Here is a 19,109-nt window from a genome sequence, read left to right as displayed (position 1 = left end):
GACGTTCCCGCTCATGATGTCTCCTCGTAATTGTGAACTCGCCATGAAGACACCGACCGACCGCCCCCCGTGACAACCCAGGGATGAGACTTGGCACACACCAGAAGTCGCGAAACGCCGACCCACCCTCCGCGAGTGGCGTTACGCGGCCCTGACGAGGTCGGACAGGCCCCGGGGGCGCGCGGCAGGGGGCGAGTCGGGCCCGGCTCGCCGAATTCAGCCTGACACGGCTAGGCGGTGGCCGCGTGAGCGACATTCATGCGGCCGAGGAGGGCATTGACGGGGTGCCGGCGCCGCGGTCGAGCGGATGGCGGTTCAGCGGTGCCGGGGATGAGCAGCAGCTGCGGGGCGTGATGCAGCGGCCACGTGAAGCCGACCTGGGGGCCTGACGCCTGAGGACTCGGCGGCCGACCTGTTCACGCCACAGGTGTCGGCCAAGGCGACGGCTGGGTAGGGGCGTTGCAGGGGAAGGGAGCCCTGCCGATGATGTTCAGCCAGACGCCTTCGGTCACCGATTGGTTGAGTGCTGTCGGGCAAGTGGCAGGCGCCGTCGGAACGTTCGCGGCGGTGACGGTGGCGCTGCTGCTCGCCGTCAAGGACAACAGGAGACTGGCGTCGGAACTCCGCGACCGGGAGGCGTCGACGGCCCGTCTCGTCTCCGCCACGATACGACGTGGCTTGGGGCTGTCCTTCCTCGAGATCCGCAACGACAGCCGCGAGGCGATCCACGATCTGGACGTGCAGGTGACGGTGACCGGTCCTGGAACTGTTCGGGTGACCGGTCAGAACGTCGAGGACCGCAACGGGCGTTTCGTGGCGGTCGGCCCGGGGCCGGCGACGGAGGGCGTACGGGCTCTCCGGCCCGGTGAGGTGCGACGGCTCGTCGTCCAGGCCGCCGCCGAGGCCGGGACCGTCGACCTGCCGGGGTCCGCCTCGGTCACACTCCGCTTCACGGACTCGGCAGGTCTGCGCTGGCTGCGGACGACGCACGAACCGCCACGGCGGCTGCTCGGTGACTGAGGGGCCTGTCCGGCGGGACCCGGGGCGTCACGGCCACCGCCACTGGTCGCAGACCTGTCGGATGGTCCGCGCCAGCGCCAGCTGCTCGGAGCCGTCGAGGAAACCGGTGACCACCGCCATCTCACCCGACAGGGCACGCAGGAACTGTGTGCGTGGCTGCGTGGAGAGTTCGGACAGGCGCAGGGAGACGGCGGTGAGGAGAGCAACCGCGTCTGTGCCGTGGTCTCCGCCCTCCCCGCCGTTCTCGCCGTTCTCGCCGTTCTCGTGCAGGCAGTCGGACAGGCGCAGGCCGGCCCGACCGAGCAGGAGCAGTGCCTGGTATCGGGACTTCGGTGTCGACAGTCGGGTCGGCAGGGTCGAGAGCCGTCGGCGATGCCGCGCATCCTCTCCGATCCGCGCGGCGAGGGTCATCAGTTTCAGCAGCGTCTCGTCGTCACCAGCGGCGCCGGCTTTCCCGATCTGGTCGAGGATGATGTCGAACGTGCGGTCCACGCCCAGATGACCCATCATCAGCAAGGCCGCCGCTCCCACCGAGGAGGGCATGTCGAACAACGCGACGTTCTCTTCGGCCGACGCCGTGGTGTCCGCGTCCGCGTCCGTATCCCCGTCCGTGTCCGTATCCGCGTCCGCTCCCTCGTCGCCCAGCACGTCCGGAGCCGGCCACAGCACCCACAGCCGGGCGAACCGGGACTCCAGCGACCGGATCTCGGCGTGGACGAGCCGGGCGGTCGCCTCGTCGGCCACCGGCAACAGCACGGCGAGCCCTGCGGCCCGTTCGAGCTCGGGAAAGTCGCGGAGCAGCAGCACGGCCCGCGTGACGTCGTCCGGCGGCAGATAGCGCACCAACTGCGCCAGGAAGCGGACACGTGGCGTCACGAAATGGACGGACGCACGGAACCGTTCGTCCCTGAGCTGACTGCCGATCAGTTGTACCGCGACCGACCTGCTGTCCTCCTCGTACCGGGGGTGCGGGCGCAGAAGGCCACCCCAGTCCCAGTAGAGCTCCTCCAGGAACTCAGCCTCGACGGCTGCCGCGGACCGGCGGTCGGCCTCGGGGAGCGCGGCCACCAGATCGAGGAACACTCCGCGTTCCGCGCCGGGCAACTGCTCGACGACCCGGCTGAGCGCGGCCAGGTCGTCCTCGCCGAGACGGGAGGCGTGATCGACGAGTTGCCGGACCGACGCGGTCAGTACGTCGGCGTGGAACTTCTCGGGCAGGATCTCCGAGAGCCGCGACAGGGCGCGGATCCGGCTGAGGGCCGGAGAGGCCAGCAGCACCTGCCGCAGGACGTCGTTGCGCACGTGGCGCGCGAAGGGGCGCAGGATCCAGTCGCCCATCCGCCGCCTGGCGTCTGCCTGGGGCAGACCGTCCGAGCCCTCCTGCTTGAGCCGCGACACGTGGTCCAGGCCGGTCAGCCGGCAGTACTCGGCCAAGTCGTCCGGGGCGAGGGATCGTTGGCGAGCCTCGTCGAGGAAGGGTTCGCTCAGGTTCGGGAACCGCGGCGCGAGGAACCGGGCGAGCTCCGCCTGCTGCTGCGCGGCCTGACGGTCCGTATGAGGGAGCAGGTCGATCAGCAGATCGATACGGGCCGGGTCCTCGGCGACGTAGCCGTACGCATCCGCCAGCGCCGCCCCGGTGAGGAGCGGCACGTTCACCTCGTCCCCCTCCTCCAGGTGGTTCAGAACGGCCGCGCCGAGCCATGCGCACGGACCGGAGGCGGAGAAGCCCATGGCCACCTCTGCCGCGACCGCCCGGCGCGGGCCGTCCAGCCGGTCCACCACCGCGGCGATGATCTCCGCGGTCTGCACCTGCCGGTGCATCAGGAAGACCTCGGGTTTTTCCATGGAGACGACCTCGTCGACTGCGCGTGGCGGTGCGGAGTCGTCCAGGCTCAGGCTCAGGTAGCCCCGATAGCGCTCGACGGTGTGGTCGAAGAGCCGATGGGCCAGGGCGGCGTCGGCCGTCTTCGCCAGCGTGCGGAAGACGGGCTCGCGCGCAAGATACGGCAGGCCCTTCGCATAGTCGAAGGCACGGCGCGCATCGGACGGTGACAGCGCCGGGGCCAGTGCGTCCACCACGGCCGCACGCAGGAACTCGGTGGTCCAGTCGCGTCCCCATGCCTCGCTCGAACCGTCTGAGAAGCGCTCCGGGAGCTCCATGGCGGAATCCAGGGCCTGGCCTGCCATGGCCGCGTCGAGCGACTCCGCGCAGGCGACCAGGGCGACGGCGCGCCAACTGTAGGTGCCGAACGCGTTCACGGCCGGCAGCTTCAGGATCTCCTCGAACAGCGCCGCGGGAATCGTCTGGTCAGGGCCGATGTGCCGGCACAGCCCGCGCAGGGCGTCCGTCCGGTTGTTGACGCTCAACCGCCTTACCGCCGCGAGCACTTCGGGGCTCGCTGCCACGGTTGCGGCGGCAAGGTGGCCGTTCCCGTCCCGGGAGTGCAGAAGCGTGTCGGCGTAGGCCCAGCCGTCCTCGATGCCGCTCGCCGCGGCGACGGCCGTCTCCTCGACGATCGCCCTGGCCTCGGTCGCGTCGGCCGGACAGCCGGAGGCGATCTCACGCAGGGCCCACACCTGTTCGCGCGCGTCGCCCGGCCGCCACCTCAACGCGAGCACTTGTTCGATCGTCTCCCTGGGGAGGCGGGTCGCCAGGATGTTCAGGCCCTGGTTGCGTACCGGGGTGCTGCGCACGGACAGCAAGGCGTCCGCCAGGCGGACCGCGCCCGTCGTGTCGAGATGGTCGACGACCGTTTCGAGGGCGGCCAGGAGCGGGACGTCACGGACCTCCACGTCGTGGGACTGGAACAGATCGCTGGCGTGGTTGCGTTCCGGTTCCGTCGGCATGCCGAGTACCAGGTCCACGACGGGCGTCAGGTCTGCCGCCGCGATCAGTTCGGTGTCCACACTGGTCCAGGCGCTCCGCATGCCGCCCGCTCGATGCGCCAGGTGGAGCGCATGGCGCAGCAACCCGCCCATCGTGCGTCGGGCCACCTCCGCGTCCAGCTGCTCGTTGCGTACGGCGCTGTCGAGACTGAGCAACTGCACGGGCAGGAGCTCGTCGTCGAATGCGGCGGGAATCAACTCGTCGACGGTTTCGACGGGCATGCCGCTCAGCGTCACGGACAGCGCGGCGACGAAGGGGGCGGTGGAGCGCTTGAGCGCGTCCATCACGAGAGAGCCCGATTCGGCGGTGGGTTCCTCGTCCTGCTGCGGCGTCGGCACGGTCGCGGGGAACGGAGGCGCCGCGGGGAGGCCGGAGCCGCCGGTGGCCGTCAGGGCACTGAGCGCTCGCTGCACCCATCCGCTCTGTACCTCCTCCAGACTGAGGTAGCCGATATGGTGGCTTTCGTCTTCCTGCTGGGAACCGTGGGGACCCTGCTTCGACAGACTGATGCGCAGCTGAACCTGCCACTGCCACCACAGGCGGTCCTGGTCCCGGCGCCACAGCGGGGACGTGTAGCGCGCTGCCTGCCGGTACGCCGGCGGCTCCCAGGGGACGCCCGCCTCGTGCAGGCCCGCGGCGCAGGTCGCCGAGAACGCCGCCCACTCCTCGGCGGACGTCGCACACCCCGCACATGACGCGAACGCGGCCGGCAGGTGGTCGGGGGACGGGTACGCGGACAGGAACTCCGCGGCCGTGGCCAAGGCCGCCAACGCCCTGGGCCGGCGTCGGTAGTCGCCGTACGTCACTTCCGTGAGATCGGCTGTCGCGACGTCCTGAAACGTCGTGGCGGTCTCGAGCCGGTCGACGTACTCCGCCTGGGCGTGCCGACTGATGCGGGCCGCTTCTTCCAGTAGCGTGTCGACGGCCTTCTTCACCAGCGCCGGCCGTCGTGCCTCGGGGACCGCCGCCATCATCGTGACGGCGGCGACCGCGCTCAGGACGCCCGGACGGAAGCCTCTGCCGCGCAGGGCCGAGCGGACGAGCGGCTCCATGCGGCACAGCGCGAGGCGGTCCGCGACGGCGCCTCGGTCGGGTGGGTCGAGGAGGGGGATGCCGCGCAGCAGTTCGGCCGTCGGCATCCGGTCGGGGCGGACGAAGGCGAGCGCGGTGAGTGCCCGCTGTACCGCGGTGCGGCCTTCGGCGTCCAGGCTCGACCGCAGCAGGGTGACGTAGGCGGAAGCCTGCCGGTCGTGGTCGGCATACCGCTCGATCGCCGAGGTGATGTCTTCTCCCCGCCATGCCCCGGAGCGGACGGCGCCGAGCAGGACGCCCTCGGGGATGTCGGTCGACGAGGTGAGGGCCGACCGGATCATGCACAGGCGTACCAGCCGCAGTACGGTCTCACCGGCCGGCGCGCTTCGCCGGGCGATGTCGCGGTCGAGGCTTTCGAAGGCGAGGGCGAGGTCCGAGGCGTACCCCGCCCACCCCTGTTTGGGGTCGCGCAGGTGCAGCAGCAGCCAGCGGTCGGACTCGAACAGCTGGTAGACGCGCCGCGATTGCCCCGCACCGTGGAGGAGCGCGACCATCCTGCTCAGGGCCAGGGCGTCCAGCTCAGCAGTCATATGCCCTCGCTGTCCCCCATCATGTGCTGCCACAGCAGTTCGGCGATGGCCGCACGGACGTTGGTGAGGTCCATGCCGGCGTTGGCGACCACGTCGTGACGGTGCAGGAAGTCTCGGAAACTCGCGTGGTAGAGGCTGTACTTGGCCGGTGACGTCGACATGTCCCGGTGCAGGAAGGGCAGCCACTGGGTCAGACACTGCTGTACGGACGCCGGTGACACCCGTGTCGTGACGGGAGCCAGGATCGAGGAGATGATCCACGCCGGCAGCGGCGCCTCCGCCTCGCACAGGACGTACAGGATCCACGCGTTCACCGTCGGCGCCTCGGCAGCGGTCATGCCCATCGACTGCCAGTGCAGCCGGTAGTAGTTCTCCAGGCCCTGCGGCAACTCCCGTAGAAACCGGTCGAGATCGAGGCCGGGTGACCGCGCGATGTCCATGAGCGTGTAGTAGAGATACATGAAGTTGCCCTCGCTCATCTCGCTGAGCCGGGCCACCACCTCGTCCGTGCCGAGGTGCGATTCCTCCACGCGGCGGGCGAGAGCGCCCTCGGACAACCGGTTCTCCAGGTGACGCCGCACGTCGGCCATGGTCTCGGCGTGGAAGTCCTTCAAGTCGATCTTCTGGAACGGGCTGTCGATGTGCAGCGCGCTCTCGTTGCGGCGCGTCGTCAGTACGAGATAGGTGCCCTCGTCCAAGATCCCCGGAAGGTACAACGGGTTCGCCGCGCCGGGGGTCGCCTCCGCCTCGTCGAGCGCGTCCACCGCGATCACCAGCGGAATTCCGTCCGGCAGTCCCGCCCTGACCTCGCTGAGCATCCTGGGCACCGCTTCACCGCCGTCCGCACCGCCGGCCCCATGCGCGCCGTAGCGTGCCACGAACTGCTCGGACAGACTCTTCACGAAATGCCCAGCCGTGTTCAGCCCCTGGGCACGCAGATTGAAGTGTCCGACACAGTGGGTCCGGCGGATGTACTCGGCGAGAATGGCGGTCTTGCCGGCTCCGGGATCGCCTTCGAGGACCAGGAAGCCGCGGTCGTGGTCCTCGATGAACTTCTCCACGGCGGTGAAGACGTAGTCGCGGCCGACGAAGCCTGCCGTCTTGGTCCTGATGATGTCCGCGGCAGCGACCATCCCGCCCCCGTTTCCCGAGTGAGCGCCGACCCCCAGCCTGGATGCCGAAAACGCGCCGCCGCAAGAGGCCGGTCGCTGGAGGGGTAGCTCCTCGTGGCGCAGCGGGGGCGCACACCCCAGCAGCACGCGCCCGGTGCCGCCCCCGCGCCGGGTGCCGCCCCCGCGCCGGACGGCGGCTGATCGTCCGATTCCGATCAGGAATTCGGCGTCGGCCGAAAAGCCGTTGCCTCCCGATCACCGGCCTGGTGGGATGCGGGGGCTCAACGGCAGGGGGACGGCTTGGCGGTGTTCGGGTGTGCGGGTTGCGGTGCGGTACTGACGGCGGCGGTGTCGGAGGTGGCACGGCCGATCCACCTGAGTGACTCCTACTGGGAGGCGCTGCACCCACCGCTCATGGAGGCGGGGACCTATGCCGTCGACCCCGAGCGGTACGGGCCGCCCTGGCGGCCGTGGGAGGAGGTCGGCGCGCAGGAGGCGGCCGCGCGGGGGGTCTTCGCACCGTTCGGCTCCTTGTCCGACGGCCCGTCGCACACCGTCCTGCTAGCGCCCGGCGACCTACGCGGCGCCGGGCTGATCGCGGAGCGGACCGAAGGCTACTGCAGGGGGATCAACGGGAGCGGCGGGCCGAACCTCGCCTGCCTGGGCTGCGGGCTGCCGGTCGGATCTCGGATCGACGACTGCGGGGAGTGGCAGGTGGTCAGGCTCCTCCCGCAGACGGTGGTGCGACTGCCTGCTCCGCCGGAGCGGCCGATCATGGACTGGGCGGAGCTGACGGCCGACGGTGCGCTGTGGCACGGGCTGAGCGAGTACCGGGACATCCCGGCGGGCGTGGCCCTCGCCCATGTGGTGGTGGCCGCCGGGGGCAGGCCGGTCGAGGCGGCGCCCGGTCCGGTCGCCGAGACCCTCGGCCGGGCGCTCGCCGGGCTGCTGCCCTCCGGGAAGGACGCTGAGCGGCTGGATCTGGCGGGACCGGGGCTCCGCGAGCCGGCTGCCGAGCTGGTGCTGGCGCCGGTCCATCCGCAGACCGGAGAGGTGTGGCAGCCGAGCAGCGGTGCGGTGGCCGTGCCCATGGAGGCCGGGCTCTGGGCCGAACTGGCGTTCCCTCCCCACCGGACGCGGTTGCCGGTGGTCGGCGGGCTGCCGGCCGGCGTGGAGCGGGACGATCCGCTGCCACCGCACCCGCAGTGGCCGTTCGGGCCGTCGGGCGGTGCGTTCCGGGACACGCTGGCGCGGATGGCCGCCGTCCGGGAACCGTGGCTGCGGGCGATCTACGACCGCGGGCGCTGGCCGTGACGTCATTCCGCAGACGCACACGAATGGAGGCTTGCGGTGAGCGGACGTTCGTCCTCGCGGAGCATCCCTCCGCAACGCACCGTGTCCGTTCGGCTGCGCCGGGTGGTGGCGATAGGGCAGTGTGGTGCCACCGGGTTCGCGTGGGGGTGCCTTTCCCACCAGCGCGTTTGAGGGGTGGGGAATGTCGGAGATCGGCCTGGCCGCGGCGATCGAGGAACTGCGGCAGGAGCTGTACCAGGCGCAGGAAGCGGGGGCGAGGCAGCAATTCGCCTTCGAAGTGGAGGAGGCTCAGCTGGAATTGCTGCTGGAGCTGCGTTCCGATGTGCGGCCGGAGGGGAAGCTGTCGTTCGGGGTGGCCTCGGTGGGCGTGGGCGGCACCTCCGCCTCGGCGCGGACGCACAAGCTGGTGTTGAGACTCAAGGTCAGGGATCAGGCCCTCGGCGAGGGTCCCGACGGCCCCCGGAACGCCCTTGTGAACGACTCCGTCTCCAAGGGCTGGTGACGGGCCGTCCGAGGTGGATCCACGCAGGCTGGCAGACATCCGTAGCGGGACCGCCAAGAGTCAACAGTCCGCCGGATCGGGCTATCTGGTGGCGTCCAGCCTGGTCTTGACGGCACGTCATGTCGTGGTGGAGGACCCGGCTACTGGCGTGCCCTGGGAAAAGATCGATGTGCGCGTCGGACATCCCCTTCGCCCTCCCATCGAGCGGCGCACCGCGTCGGTGCTGTGGGTGCCGGACGAGGGCGATGACGTGGCGCTGCTGTTGCTGGACGCGCCGGTGGGCGTCCCGGAGGCGGTGCGCTGGGGCTGTCCGGACGGTACGAGTCCGCTGCGCTACGACGGGCTCGGGTTCCCTGAGCACGCCGTGTCCTACGAGGACGACAAGCGGGGCATCGAACAGCTGTGGGGAGACCTTCCGCCCCTGGCCCCCGGGCCCGGCATGACCTGGACGCTGGTCCAGGACAACGCCCCCGGAGTCTCGCGCAACGGGCAGCGCGCATGGGCGGGGGTGTCGGGGACGGCGGTGTTCTGCCGTGATCTGCTGGTCGGGGTGGTGGTCCTCGACGACGTCGAGCACCAGAACCGTCGCCTGTACGCGCTGCCGACCAGTGCGTTCGCCGCTCGTCGCGAATTCGCGGAGCTGCTGAAGCGGTACGGCGCAGACGCACCGGTGCTGGAGCGGGTGGACGGACGGCCGCCGGTGCGGGAGTCCGGCCATCTGCTCGAAGTCGGGGAGTTCGCGGCCACCCGGTTCGAGGGACGGCAGCAGGAACTGGCCGCCATGGAACGCTACTGCGCGGCGCCTGACGGACAGCAGAGCGGGTACTGGCGATGGACGGCGCCTGCCTGGGCGGGAAAGACGGCGCTGCTGGCGCAGTTCGTCCTCCATCCTCCCCCGGGCGTGGACGTGCTGGCGTATTTCGTGACCACTCGGCAGCCCCGGCACTCCGACCGCACCGCGTTCCTGGCCGCCATGGATGAGCAACTGCGCTGGTATCTCAAGGACTCCGGTCTGAAATGCACTTCCCGGGACCAGTTCCATCTGGCGCTGCAGCGCGCAGCCCAACAGGCCGCGCAGCGGGGGCGACGGCTGCTGCTGGTCGTGGACGGACTGGACGAGGACACGGGGGTGACCAGCAGCAGCACCGGCTACAGCATCGCCGCACTGCTGCCGACCCGGCCCCACCCCGCGGCACGGATCGTGCTGGCCACGCGTCCCGGGCTGCCCGTGCCGATCGATGTCTCCAAAGGGCATCCGCTGCGCGGGGAGGAGATCGACCACTGGCTGGAGAGCTCCCCGGCCGCGCGGGCGGCGCATGTCGACGCCGAGCAGAGTCTGACGGCCCTGCTGGACGGCGGCGGCCTGGGCAAGGAGGTCACCCGGCTCACCGCGGCCGCAGGCGGCGGGCTGAGCGCCGAAGATCTCGCTCACCTGACCGGCACGAGTGCGGGGCGCGTCAGGCAGGTGCTGGGCGGTTCGGTCGGCCGGTCCTTCCAGCTGCGCGCCTCCCGGAACGCGGCGGACGGTTGCCGCGCGGAAGCCGTGTACTTCTTCGGCCACCGGCAACTGCAGGACAGCGCACTTGACTTGCTGAGCCAGAATGAACTGGCACGCGAGCGGAAACGGGTGCGTGACTTCGTCAAGGTGTGGCGGAAGGCCGGCTGGCCCTCGGACACCCCTGAGTACGCGTTGGTCGGGTACCCCCAACTGCTGCGCTCCCTCGGCGACACGGAGCGGCTCGGACGGCTGGCCACCGATGCGGTGCGCCACGAACGCCTGTGGCGCGCGACGGGTTCGGACGCCGCCGCGCTGGCCGAGATCGACGATGCTTTCCGGCTGCTGCTGAACTCGCCCCGGCCCGACCTCAAGACGGCGATGCGGCTGTCGCACCGGCGTGACGGACTTCTGCGGCACACCGGAAACCTCCCAGACGAACTCGTCGCGCTGTGGGCGGTGTTGGGACACACCGGTCGTGCCGTCGCCCTCGCCCGCGCGCACTCCAGCTCCGCCCGGCGGGTCGAGCAACTGATGGCGATCGGCGACACGTTGCTGGAGGGAGCCGAGGTCACGACCGCGCGCGAGGTGGTGGAGGAGGTCGCAGCCCGCGCCGAGACCGTCACCCTGCTCAGCGTGAAGGACCAGGTGCGCATGCTCGCCCGAGTCGCCCGGATGCTGGCCCGGGTGGGCGAGGACCCCACCTCGCCGCTGCGGACAGCCGTCGGCCTCGCGGAAATCATCACCGACCCCGGCCGGCAGGCGGAGAACTTCCGGATCCTCCATGACGCTCCGGGGCCGCAGTTCGAGGCACTGCACCTCTCGGTCGTGGCACTGGCCGAGGCGAGCGAAGCCTGCCGCAGCGGCGGTATCACTGACAGAACGGAGAAACTCGCACACCAGGCGGCCCGCATGGTCCCCGCCATGCACCCGGGCAGCCGGCCCGCGCACTTCGTGAGCGTCGCCCGCATGATGGCCCGCACGGGGCAGCACGGCCGCGCCGTCGAACTCGCCGAGGCGGCCCACGCCCTGGGTTTCAAAAGTCCCGGCGTGCAGGGCGAACACCTGGCTCGCATTGCCGAAGCGCTGGCTGAGGCAGGGCAGGTGGAACGCGCGGAGGAACTGTGCCAGGAGGCCACCGACCTCGTCCGTCAGGTGTCCGACCCCGCTCGGCAGGCCGGCCGGCTGATGGTGGTGGCGCGCGGCATGCTGGCGCTGGCCGAAGCTCGCCTGTGGTCGGACCTCCGCTCCCGGGAGCAGCAACGGAGTGCGGTGCAGCTCGCACTCGAAGCCGCCGCGCTCGTCGCCGCGGACGAGGACCGTCAGGACGACGTCCTGCGCGAGGTGGTGGAGGTGCTGACGCGGGCAGGCAGGCCGTGGGAGGCAGCCGAGATCGGCCGGACTCTCACCCGGCCGCAGGACAGGGCCCGGGCTCTGCTGACCGCGGGCCGGGCGCTCGCCGACTGCGGAGAACCCGGTCACGCCGCTCCGCTCGCCCACGAGGCTGCGCAGATCGCGCGGTCGTTGGACGACCCGGCCCCCAGGTTGGAGCTGCTGGCCGCGGCGGGCACGGTCTTGGCGCGCGCCGAGGATCTGCACGGTGCCGCCAGCGTGGCGGAGGCGGCGAGCAAGCTGGCCCGGGCCGGCACGAAGAACCGTCCGTCGGCCCTCACCCTGGCCCAGTTGATCGACGCGCTGGGCCGGGCGGGAAGACTGAAACGGGCTGCGCGCATGGCCGAGTCGCTGGCCGACCCGGCCGCACGGTCCGACGCCCTCGCCCTCACCGCCAAGGCTTGCGCTGAGGCCGGGGACCTGCAGACCGCCGTCCGCCTGACGGCACAGTCGACCGAACTGACCCGGCGCACCGACGAGATGAGCATCGACGTCGACCTGCGGGCCGACGCCTGGGCAGAGGTGGCCTTGGCCCTCGCGAGAGCGGAAGATCTCCAAGGTGCCGCTCACATCGCCCGGGACGTCATCTTCACGTTCGGACACGCCGGCTTCGGCTCCGGGCAACGTCCCCTGGTCGGCATCGTCCAGGCCCTCGCACGGGCAGGGAGAACGGACGAGGCGTGCGACCTCGCCGATGCGCTGACCGACGCGGAGACCAAGGCCGACGCCATGGCACACCTGGCACTGGCGCTGTCGGAGACAGGCGACTTCCAGGGAGCCCAGGACGCGGCGACCCAGGCGGGCTTTCTCGCCCTCGCCGCCATGGACCCGCTGGGGAGGGCGTTCGCCATGGAAAGGGTCGTCCGGACCCTGGCGCGCCCCGACGACCAGAACCGCTTCGAGACCGACTCATGCCTGCTGGCGCACTGCGCCATCGATGTGGCCCTGACCGTCGACGAACCCCTTTCGGACCCCCGCCTCTTGGCCGGCATCACGGAGGCACTGGTCGAGGCGGGCGACGTCCGGCACGCCGTCGAACTGGTCACGCTCCTCACCGCCGGCGTCGACGATGTGGGCGATGTGGACGGCACCGGAGCACGGGCTCTCACACTGGCATACGCGGCCCACACACTCGCCCTGGCGGGAGACACCCTGCCCGCCGAGCACTGGTCAGACATGGCGGTCGAACAGGCGGGCGCCCTCAACGACCCGGACATGCAGGCCGACGTCCTCTTCAACGCGTTCCGCGTGCTGCTCAGCTGCGGGCAACCACAACGGGCCACCGCGCTCGCCCTGACCATCCCCGACCTCGATCTGCGGGCCATCGCCCTCACCCAGGCGAGCGGCGCGCTGCTCGCCGCAGGAGAACTGCCGGCGGCCGGGGATGCCGCCCGGAGCATCCCGGATCCCGCCGACCGTGCGGAGGCGCTGGCCGACATGGCAGGCACACTGAGCGCGGCAGGGCAGCACCACGCGGCCGCCGACCACCTCGCCGAGGCCGCCGCCCAAGCCCGCACTCTGGCCGACGCGGACCGACGGGCCACAACGCTGGCCCGTGTCGCGCGCGCAGCCGGAGACGAAGCGGCCGGTCACGCGCTGCTGGCCGAGGCACTCAGCGTCGGAACATGGACGACGACGCTGAGCGCCATGCCCGAGGTCGCACCCGAACTACTCAAAACGGCGACCACTCTGCTGATGGACGACTGACAGCCCGCCCAGGGCATGGACGGTGACTGCGGAGCGTTCCTTCATAGACCAACCCCAGGCGTGTCAGGGCCTGTTGGGATCGCATGTTGAGGTTGTCGGTCCGCAGGGCAAAGCGGGCCAGACCCAGGTCTGACGAGATCAGACCATCGAGGTACGCCCAAGTACCCCTGTAGTTCGACGTGTTGGGGGCAGCCTGAGGCCTAGCGTCGGCCGCATGACCACCAGACGTCGTCGCAGAGCCGCCGCAGCCATCCTGCTCGCCCTCGCTCTCGCCCTGTCCGTCCCCGTCCCGCTTCTGGGCGCCGCGCCCGCCGCCTCCGCCCAGAGCGTGCAGCCTTCACCTGCGCGGCATACCGCAGCCGATCCTCGACGGGCCGGTGGCCGCGTATCCCGAGGTCGTTCTCCGGCAGCCGTGATGCGACCGCGCGGCGGGACAGGGCGTCTCGCACCCGGCTTCGCCGACCGCAGCACCGGCTCGCGCAGTCCTGTGATCGCCGACGGCTCCCGCGCGCCCGCTCCTCCCCCGGGTGGACTACTCCGTGATACCGTATAGTGGTACTCGGTACTACGAAGTACGAGGGGGATCGAACAGGAGGCCCGTCGTGGACGACCTGACGGAGATGCTGAAAGGCACCCTTGAGGGCTGCGTGCTTGAAATCATCGACAGCGAGGAGACCTACGGATACGCCATCACCCGTCGGCTGAATGAACTCGGCTTCGCCGACGTCGTCGAGGGGACGGTCTACACCATCTTGCTGCGACTGGAGAAGAACGGGCTCGTCCAGGCGACGAAAAGGCCATCCGGGATGGGTCCGCCCCGCAAGTTCTATGCACTCAACGACACGGGGCGCGAAGAACTCGGGAGGTTCTGGGCGAAATGGGAGTACCTCTCATCACGAATCGACAAGCTCAAGGAGGGCGGAAAATGAATTTCTGGGAGACCATCACCGGAAGCGACCTCACCAGGGAATGGAAGGCGTTCCAAGCCCGGGCCGAGGCATTGCCGGCCGACTACCGGGCGGCGTGGGAACAGATCAACGTTCACCTCTCTCCCTACGGGGACTTCACAGGCCGCAACCTGATGCCGATCCTCGACGGCGCCCTGGGACTGCTCGAGGAAACGGCCGCGGACGGGCAGAGCGTTGACGAGGTGCTGGGCGACGACATCGCAGGATTCTGCGCGGCGCTGGCCGGTGGAGAGGGAACTCGAAGCTATCGCGACCGGTGGCGCGAGCAGTTGAACCGGAACGTCGCAAGGAAATTGGGCCGGCTAGGAGGCTGACGTGGGCATCCAAGACATCATCGAAGGCAAGAAGCAGTGGCGAGCGCACATGGCGCGGGTCAAGGCGCTCCCGCCGGACTATCAGATCGTCTACAAGGAGATCCAGAAGTATTTCTTCAAGGTCGGACCGATCGACTTGCCTGACGGAAACCTGCTCTCAGGGATCGTCGATTTCTTCGAGGAGGGCGCCGCGTCCGGCAAGGGAGTCCTGGAAATCATCGGCACCGACGTCGCCGCCTTCTGCGACGACCTGATCAAGGACTCGCGCACCTACGCGGACATCTATCAGGAGTCCATCAGCGGCAAACCCGGCACGGCCGAGAAGTAGGACCGGGTAGCCCCTTCCTGACGCTCGTGCCCGCGGAACCGTTTCAGCGGGTGCCGTGTCCTCCTTCACAGAAGGTGGTTCCACGCCACGGAGCCGCCTGCGAAGGGGGATGCCATGGGGCAGATACGCGAAGGGGCAAGGTTAGGGGCTTGGGCCGTCGCCGGGGTGCTCGGGCTGGCGGTGTTGTACGTGATCGGGGTGTTCGCCTTCGGCGGCGCGGCGTGGATCACCGCGCCGTTCCGCGGTGAGGTGGACAAGCGCGAGAACACCGTCGCCTCGGGCGAGTTCCGTCAGACCACGTACGAGGTGTTCTTCGATCTGTGCGCGGCCGTGCAGAACGCCGAGGGGACGATCCAGGCGCTCGAGGAAGAGCGCAAGACCGCTTCGGAGACGCGCACCGCGCAGATCGACCAGTCGATCACCGCGCTGAAGGCCACGCGGATCGAGTCGGTCAACGAGTACAACTCGAAGGCCGCCCAGGAGCACCGCACGGCCTTCCGTGACAAGGATCTGCCGTACCGGTTGGACACCGCCGCCGAACGCACGACGTGCACGAACTGATCCCCATCTCACCCCGGGAAGAGGGCAGCACCGCATGAAGAAGTTCGTACGCATGGCCCTGGCCACCGTCGTCGCGCTCGTTGTGGGCCTCGCCCTGACGTCCTGCACCAGCGACACCAGCCAGGACAAGGAGAACAAGGCCAAGCAGGACAACTACGACCACCTCGTGGCCCAGCAGCCGGCGGGCCGCATGGACTACTCGCCGACCCGCGAGGCGATCAACCAGTGGATCGCGACATGGGGTAAGCGGGGCAAACTCTCGTACGTCTACATCCAGAACGCCAAGGGCGAGTACGGGTACTTCATCATGAAGGGCCTGCCGGTGCCGCGCTGCAAGATGCTCACTCCGACGGAGAAGGTGGAGCACTCCGACAGCGGTATCGCGGTCCTCGCGCAGCCCGGCATGGACGGCACGTACACGTCGGGTTCCACCTGCAACGCCTACTACGGTTTCGACGCCACGACGAACGCGTACATGGAGTTCACGGTCGGCACGAACCAGTCGTTCTTCCTGTTCGACAAGCCCATGACGATGCCGGAGTACGCCAGCGCCAAGCAGTTGGGTCCGACCTCGGTGAAGGACGTCAACAAGCAGCCTTGAGCGGTCGCCGGGCGGGCGGTAGAGCACGGCAGTCAGGGCCACGCTGTGCTCTACAGACGCACGGTGCGGTGAGTTACCGGTACACGGGTACGGGTACGGGTACGGGCCCGCCGACCTCGACGAAGCGGTCCGGACCGGCCGGGCCGCCGTCGCAGCGGCAGACCCGAGATCAGACGGCGACGAGCTCCATGCCGAAGTACCCGCCGCCGACGGGGTACGTCTTCGAGCGGCGCCATCCCGCGGCTGCGAAAACGGCGTCGAACTCGGTCAGTTCGCGTTCCCTGCCGTTCGTCATGGTGAGCATGGTCATGTCGGACAGAGTGGCGAAGTCGGGGCGGCCGAGCTCGCCGATGATCATCTCGACGACCAGTACGCGTCCGCCCTCGTTCACGGCAGACCGGCACCTGCGCAGAATCGTTTCGCACTGGGCGTCGTCCCAGTCGTGCAGGATCGTCTTCACCAGGTAGAGGTCCGCCGGGGGAACCTCCTGGAAGAAATCGCCGGCCACCGCGGAGAAGCGGTCGGACAAGCCACGCTTCTCGGCTTCGGCGCGTGCGCCGTCGACGACGTGCGGCAGATCCAAAACCTGCCCGCGCAGCTCGGGGTCGGCTTCCATCAGCGCCAGGACGAAAGAACCGTGCGCACCGCCGACGTCGACAACGGTGGACACTCCGGCGGTGGTGACCGCGGCCACGGCGCCCTGTGTCACCAGGCCGGATATGTCTCCCATCGCGTCAGCGAAAAGCGCTGCTTCCGCAGCGTTCTCCGGCCGCGCGTAGTACTCGAAAAGGTCCGCTCCCAGCGCCTTCTCGGTCTGGCTGCTCCCTTGTCGCACCGCCTCGGGGAAGCGGGCCCAGGACTGCCAGTGGCTGTGACTGGTCTGAACCAGAGCCATGGAGCGGATGGAACCGGGCACATCCGCACGCAGCAGTCGGCCCTGCCCGGTGAGACCGAAGCGGTGCTGCCCCTCATGGCTCAGCAGGCCCAACGACGAAGCCGCGCGCATCAGCCGGTACGTGGTCTGCGGATGACTGCCGGCGCGCTCGGCCACCTCCTCGGCCGACAGGACGCCGTCGGCGAGATGATCGGCTATGTTCAGCGCCGCCACGGCCCGCAGGATCTGGGCGGCGGCGAGGCCACCCAGCAGGTTGAAGACGGCGCCGGCATCGGCTGCCGGACCGCTCGGAGTGACGTCGGCTTCGTCGGTTGCGCCAGTCGTGCCAGTGGTGCCGGTCATGCCAGTCCCATCAGTCATGTTGATCAATGCCTCTCAAGAGAGAGGAGGAAGTGGTGGGTGACCCATTCGCGTCCGGGAGATCACCGCAGCGGGCACGCGCTTCTCCGGGGCCAATCCGACGAAACAACAGCCCAAGGCCACCGTCCGCCCACCACTGCGCCCCGCCCGTTGCACGTCCGTGCAACGGGCGGGGCGTGGCCCATGACGGGCGCGTGGCGCCGCCGGCGGCCGCGTCGACCGCCGCGGCGTCGGGGTCCGATGTCACCTGCCGTCCCGCGCGGCCGACAGTCCGGCTGCCAGCCCGGCAGCCCGGTGCTGCCGTCAGACGTGGGGCTGCCGTCAGACGTGGGGCTGCAGCAGCTTCGCCGCGACGTCCTTGCGCAGAGCGGGAAGGTCGGCGTACAGGTTGGTGCCGGGGCACTCGGTGGTGAGCCAGTCACGGTGGCCGCTGATCATCTGGACGTCCTTGCGGACGCCGTTGACCGGGTTGACGAAGGTGACGGCGGCCTCGGGGTCGAGGTTGTGGTAGATCGACAGCGCGGCGAGCAGCTGGGTGAGCGACGCCCGAGCCGCGGCCGTCGGGGCCTGCTCGTTCGAGTTGCCGAGCAGTGCGATGCCGAGGTTGCCCGAGTTGTAGCCGGACGCGTGGAACGCGGTCACCATCTTCCGACTCACATCGTGGGCGGGGATGCCGTCCGTGCCCGAGTAACGGCCCTCGTAGATGAGGCCGGCCTCGTCGATCAGGAAGTGGTAGCCGATGTCGCCCCAGTCGTTCGTGATCGCGTGGAGGTAGTAGTACGCCCGGATGGTGGCCGCCGGGTCGGGGTCGCCGTTGACGCCCGCCGTGTGGTGCACGGTCAGCGTCTGGGCCGGGTAGTAGGTCTGCGGCGAGTTCTCGGTGCCGTCCGCCTTGAAGCGGAGGGACTCGTCGGCGCCCCATCCGGCCCGGGTGATGTACTCGATGCCCGCGATCTGCCCCACCTTCGCGGCCACGGCGACCTCCTTGGACGCCCCGTTGACCGTGTCGATGGCGGTGGAACGTACGTCGGTCGCACCGTCCGGCAGCTGCAGCTCGTACCCGGCGGCGCCGCCGGCCGGCACCAGCACGCTCACGCTCTTCGCCGGGTCCCCGGCATCCCCGTCGGCACCGGCCCCGCACACCGGCTGCAGCGCCTTCCACGCGCCACGGCTGCCGTCCTGGCCTATCAGCCGGATGCTCGCGCCCCGCTTGGGCCCGGTCCAGCTGACACCGACGTGCTCCACGGGGAAGTCGGCCTGCACGGTCCGCGCGGCGGCACCGGTGACGGACTTGGCACGCGTACGCGGCACACGGACCGTAGCCGCGCCCGAAGCGGCCGGGGCGGGGGTGGTCGCACCGGCCGGCATGGCTGCCAGGCCGGCCGCGACGCCGGCCGTGGCACCGGCCGCCATGAGGACGGTACGACGGTTCAGAAGCTTCTTGCGCACAATGGGTCCTTTCAAGTGGCGCAGAACGAGGGGAAGTTGTCGCCCCCGCCCGCCCGCGGATCACATGCCGGGCCTGTCGCGGAAGGCAGACGGAAAGCGCTCTCCCTCAGCGCTGACACTTTATACGAGGCGGGGGTGCACATCTTGTGAACGCGGTCGCCTCTCATTACCCAAAAGCCGTTCAGTTACGGGGAGTTGGCCGACTGAACACACGGTGTCACACGTTGGTGTTACATCTCGTCAGCGACCATTGCGGCTCATTCGCGATATTCAGCTCCTGATCGGCACGGGTCACGACGGAGATCCATTCGCCCGCGTCCCGAATGCGGCGGCGGCACCTCGTCGTCAAAACTCCGCGTCACGGGCGGGTGAGCGGGCGAACAAATCGCGGCCCGCACGCCTCGGCTTCCGTCCGATGAACGTCCCTACGCACCTGCCCGGACTGCCGCCCGAAGAAGGGGCGGCATTGCGCCGCAGTCGATGTGACCTGTGTCTCATCCCGTGAGTTGTTACGCGGGGCGGGCGGTCGGTGTCTTGATGCCGAGTTCACAATTACGAGGAGACATCATGAGCGGGAACGTT

14 protein-coding genes are annotated in these 19,109 nt (G+C 69.7%); 10 read left to right on the top strand and 4 right to left on the bottom strand.

Going from position 1 to position 19,109, the window contains the following annotated elements:
- The first annotated feature begins 245 nt into the window (after nt 1–245).
- Nucleotides 246–389, top strand: a complete 144-nt coding sequence (locus ACWCPF_RS44645; RefSeq protein ID WP_451050898.1) for a hypothetical protein — start codon at nt 246–248, stop codon at nt 387–389.
- Between the two features lie 148 nt (nt 390–537).
- The gene (locus ACWCPF_RS44640) at nt 538–1,020 is read left to right on the top strand and encodes a hypothetical protein (protein ID WP_451050897.1); all 483 of its coding nucleotides are present in this window, start codon (nt 538–540) and stop codon (nt 1,018–1,020) included.
- A gap of 27 nt (nt 1,021–1,047) precedes the next feature.
- Here the strand turns inward: ACWCPF_RS44640 and ACWCPF_RS44635 are convergent, their stop codons facing one another.
- A complete protein-coding gene (locus tag ACWCPF_RS44635) occupies nt 1,048–5,529 on the bottom strand; it encodes a hypothetical protein (RefSeq protein ID WP_451050896.1) in 4,482 nt (1,493 codons plus the stop codon).
- Entirely contained in the window at nt 5,526–6,662 is a 1,137-nt protein-coding gene (locus tag ACWCPF_RS44630; RefSeq protein ID WP_451050895.1) for a hypothetical protein, read from the bottom strand. The genes ACWCPF_RS44635 and ACWCPF_RS44630 overlap by 4 nt, the downstream gene beginning before the upstream one ends.
- A gap of 336 nt (nt 6,663–6,998) precedes the next feature.
- On the opposite strand from ACWCPF_RS44630, the gene ACWCPF_RS44625 reads away from it, so the two are divergent.
- The 8 genes from ACWCPF_RS44625 (at nt 6,999) to ACWCPF_RS44590 (ending at nt 15,823) form a co-directional block, all read left to right on the top strand.
- Nucleotides 6,999–7,955 (top strand): hypothetical protein, encoded by a 957-nt coding sequence (locus ACWCPF_RS44625; protein WP_451050894.1) that lies wholly within the window; start codon nt 6,999–7,001, stop codon nt 7,953–7,955.
- 181 nt (nt 7,956–8,136) lie between these two features.
- Nucleotides 8,137–8,457 (top strand): trypco2 family protein, encoded by a 321-nt coding sequence (locus ACWCPF_RS44620; RefSeq protein ID WP_451050893.1) that lies wholly within the window; start codon nt 8,137–8,139, stop codon nt 8,455–8,457.
- 13 nt (nt 8,458–8,470) lie between these two features.
- Nucleotides 8,471–13,051 (top strand): trypsin-like serine protease, encoded by a 4,581-nt coding sequence (locus ACWCPF_RS44615; RefSeq protein WP_451050892.1) that lies wholly within the window; start codon nt 8,471–8,473, stop codon nt 13,049–13,051.
- A gap of 602 nt (nt 13,052–13,653) precedes the next feature.
- Complete coding sequence (locus tag ACWCPF_RS44610; RefSeq protein ID WP_451050891.1) at nt 13,654–13,980, top strand: PadR family transcriptional regulator; 327 nt, start codon at nt 13,654–13,656, stop codon at nt 13,978–13,980.
- Nucleotides 13,977–14,333: a DUF1048 domain-containing protein gene (locus ACWCPF_RS44605; protein WP_451050890.1), complete on the top strand. Its 357-nt coding sequence runs from the start codon at nt 13,977–13,979 to the stop codon at nt 14,331–14,333. The genes ACWCPF_RS44610 and ACWCPF_RS44605 overlap by 4 nt, the downstream gene beginning before the upstream one ends.
- 1 nt (nt 14,334) lies before the next feature.
- Nucleotides 14,335–14,661 (top strand): DUF1048 domain-containing protein, encoded by a 327-nt coding sequence (locus tag ACWCPF_RS44600; RefSeq protein ID WP_451050889.1) that lies wholly within the window; start codon nt 14,335–14,337, stop codon nt 14,659–14,661.
- 114 nt (nt 14,662–14,775) lie between these two features.
- The gene (locus tag ACWCPF_RS44595; RefSeq protein ID WP_451050888.1) at nt 14,776–15,222 is read left to right on the top strand and encodes a hypothetical protein; all 447 of its coding nucleotides are present in this window, start codon (nt 14,776–14,778) and stop codon (nt 15,220–15,222) included.
- Between the two features lie 34 nt (nt 15,223–15,256).
- A complete protein-coding gene (locus ACWCPF_RS44590; RefSeq protein ID WP_451050887.1) occupies nt 15,257–15,823 on the top strand; it encodes a hypothetical protein in 567 nt (188 codons plus the stop codon).
- Nucleotides 15,824–15,992: 169 nt separating this feature from the next.
- Here ACWCPF_RS44590 and ACWCPF_RS44585 read toward each other — a convergent pair whose 3' ends face one another.
- A complete protein-coding gene (locus ACWCPF_RS44585) occupies nt 15,993–17,060 on the bottom strand; it encodes a methyltransferase (protein ID WP_451050886.1) in 1,068 nt (355 codons plus the stop codon).
- Between the two features lie 339 nt (nt 17,061–17,399).
- Nucleotides 17,400–18,527, bottom strand: coding sequence for a peptidoglycan recognition protein family protein (locus ACWCPF_RS44580; protein ID WP_451050885.1), 1,128 nt, complete (start codon nt 18,525–18,527; stop codon nt 17,400–17,402).
- Nucleotides 18,528–19,109 lie beyond the last annotated feature (582 nt).

It is taken from the genome of Streptomyces sp. NPDC001858 (assembly GCF_053594615.1).
The sequence above is the reverse complement of the archived record's forward strand: the minus strand, read 5'-3'. Positions and strand labels throughout refer to the sequence as shown.

Bases quoted from the DNA above. Each gene is read 5' to 3' on its own strand.
- ACWCPF_RS44605 (WP_451050890.1), top strand. From the start codon at position 13,977: ATGAATTTCTGGGAGACCATCACCGGAAGCGACCTCACCAGGGAATGG.
- ACWCPF_RS44585 (WP_451050886.1), bottom strand. From the start codon at position 17,060: ATGACCGGCACCACTGGCACGACTGGCGCAACCGACGAAGCCGACGTC.
- ACWCPF_RS44620 (WP_451050893.1), top strand. From the start codon at position 8,137: ATGTCGGAGATCGGCCTGGCCGCGGCGATCGAGGAACTGCGGCAGGAG.
- ACWCPF_RS44635 (WP_451050896.1), bottom strand. From the start codon at position 5,529: ATGACTGCTGAGCTGGACGCCCTGGCCCTGAGCAGGATGGTCGCGCTC.
- ACWCPF_RS44630 (WP_451050895.1), bottom strand. From the start codon at position 6,662: ATGGTCGCTGCCGCGGACATCATCAGGACCAAGACGGCAGGCTTCGTC.
- ACWCPF_RS44590 (WP_451050887.1), top strand. From the start codon at position 15,257: ATGAAGAAGTTCGTACGCATGGCCCTGGCCACCGTCGTCGCGCTCGTT.
- ACWCPF_RS44595 (WP_451050888.1), top strand. From the start codon at position 14,776: ATGGGGCAGATACGCGAAGGGGCAAGGTTAGGGGCTTGGGCCGTCGCC.